2 protein-coding genes and 1 pseudogene are annotated in these 1,828 nt (G+C 62.5%); 2 read left to right on the plus strand and 1 reads right to left on the minus strand.

Translation table 11 applies throughout. The features are described 5' to 3' along the window. On the minus strand, positions 1-250 hold a 250-nt coding region (locus C1D09_RS14895), incomplete at its 3' end, for a UDP-2,3-diacylglucosamine diphosphatase (RefSeq protein ID WP_246135756.1). 118 nt (positions 251-368) lie between these two features. Here C1D09_RS14895 and C1D09_RS14900 point away from each other — a divergent pair. Both C1D09_RS14900 and C1D09_RS14905 read left to right on the plus strand, forming a co-directional pair. After that, entirely contained in the window at positions 369-1,148 is a 780-nt protein-coding gene (locus C1D09_RS14900; protein ID WP_143975038.1) for an SDR family oxidoreductase, read from the plus strand. Between the two features lie 176 nt (positions 1,149-1,324). Further along, positions 1,325-1,828: pseudogene (locus tag C1D09_RS14905) on the plus strand (NADP-dependent malic enzyme); the annotation flags it as partial.

Below are 1,828 nucleotides of genomic sequence, written 5' to 3' on the forward strand. Positions count from 1 at the left end.
CGATATAGGTGATCGAGGCGCCCTTGCGCGCCTTGCGCAGCAATTTCTGCACGACGTCATTGTGGCTTTGCGGCCAGTGCCAGCTACGCCGCAGCCGCCAGCCATCGACGATGTCACCGACCAGGTAGATGATGTCGGCGTCATGGTAGCGCAGGAAATCGATCAGGAACTCGGCCTTCGCCGCCTTCGAGCCCAAATGGACGTCGGAAATGAACATGCTGCGGAAAGTGCGGGGCTCTTGGCCTGACATCGCGATTTCACCTTGCTTTCGCGCAGCCTATGCCCCGATTCATGCAACAACCGTATGACGGTTGCGATTGGTCCAGCCTAGGGACTAGCTTGCCGGCCAAATCACAGGAGAAATCGTCATGGATCTTGGTATCAGCGGAAAGAAGGCCATCGTCTGCGCTTCGAGCAAGGGGCTCGGAAAAGGCTGCGCCATGGCGCTGGCCGAGGCCGGTTGCGATATCGTCGTCAATGGCCGCAACGCCGAACTCGTGGCCAAAACCGCAGCGGAGTTGCGCGCGCGTTATGGCGTGACCGTGAGGGAAGTGGTCGGCGACGTTTCGAAACCGGAAGTGCAGAAGGCGCTGCTCGCCGCCTGCCCCGAACCCGATATCCTCGTCAACAACAATGGCGGCCCGCCGCTGCGCGATTTCCGCGAACTCGACCGTGCGAAAATCCTCGAAGGCGTGACCCAGAACATGGTGACGCCGATCGAACTGGTGCAGGCCGTGCTAGACGGCATGGCGAAGCGCGGCTTCGGCCGCATTGTCAACATCACCTCGCTGTCGGTCTATGTCCCAATTCCCGGTCTCGATCTGTCGTCGGGCGCGCGCGCCGGCCTGACCTCCTTCCTCGCCGGCGTGGCGCGGACGGTGATCGACCGCAACGTCACCATCAACAGCCTCTTGCCGGGCAAGCTCGACACCGACCGCCTGCGCGGCCCACATGAGGCCGGCACCGTCGAGGACCCCGCCGCGGCAGCCGCCCGCAAGACCCGCATCAGCGCCGATGTGCCGGCCAAGCGGCTCGGCACGCCGGAGGAATTCGGCCAGATCTGCGCCTTCCTCTGCTCGATCCATGCCGGCTATCTCACGGGCCAGAACATACCGGTCGACGGCGGTCTCTACGTCAGCGCTTTCTGACCTGGAGGTCAGCCAGGCTGCGCGACTCATCTGGCATGAAATGGCCGTAACCGTCTGACATCTAGCGATTTTTGACGCGTGGCCACTTAAAGCTGCCAGCGCGTCAATTAGCGTCGCGAAAAATCTTCCCCGCATGCTAAAAGGACTCGCGAGACAGGTTTCGAGGGAGCGGCCGCATGGAAGGCGAGAACAAGAAAACGGCACGTTCCGACCTCGACGAAGCCGCCCTCTACTTCCACAAGCACCCGACGCCAGGCAAGCTCGAGATCCAGGCAACCAAGCCGCTCGGCAACCAGCGCGACCTGGCGCTTGCCTATTCGCCCGGCGTGGCGGCGCCTTGTCTTGAGATCCGCGACAATCCGGCAACCGCCGCCGATTACACGGCGCGCGCCAACCTCGTCGGCGTCGTCTCCAATGGCTCGGCCGTGCTCGGCCTCGGCAATATCGGTCCGCTGGCCTCCAAGCCGGTCATGGAAGGCAAAGCGGTTCTGTTCAAGAAGTTCGCCGGCATCGACGTCTTCGACATCGAGATCGACGCTCCCGAGATCGAGCGCATGGTGGAGACCGTCGCCGCTCTCGAACCCACTTTCGGCGGCATCAACCTCGAGGACATCAAGGCTCCGGAGTGTTTTGAAGTCGAGGAACGGCTGAAAGCCCGCATGAGCATACCGGTGTTCCAC

This window comes from Mesorhizobium intechi, from assembly GCF_002879535.1.
GTDB classification, from domain to species: domain Bacteria; phylum Pseudomonadota; class Alphaproteobacteria; order Rhizobiales; family Rhizobiaceae; genus Mesorhizobium; species Mesorhizobium intechi.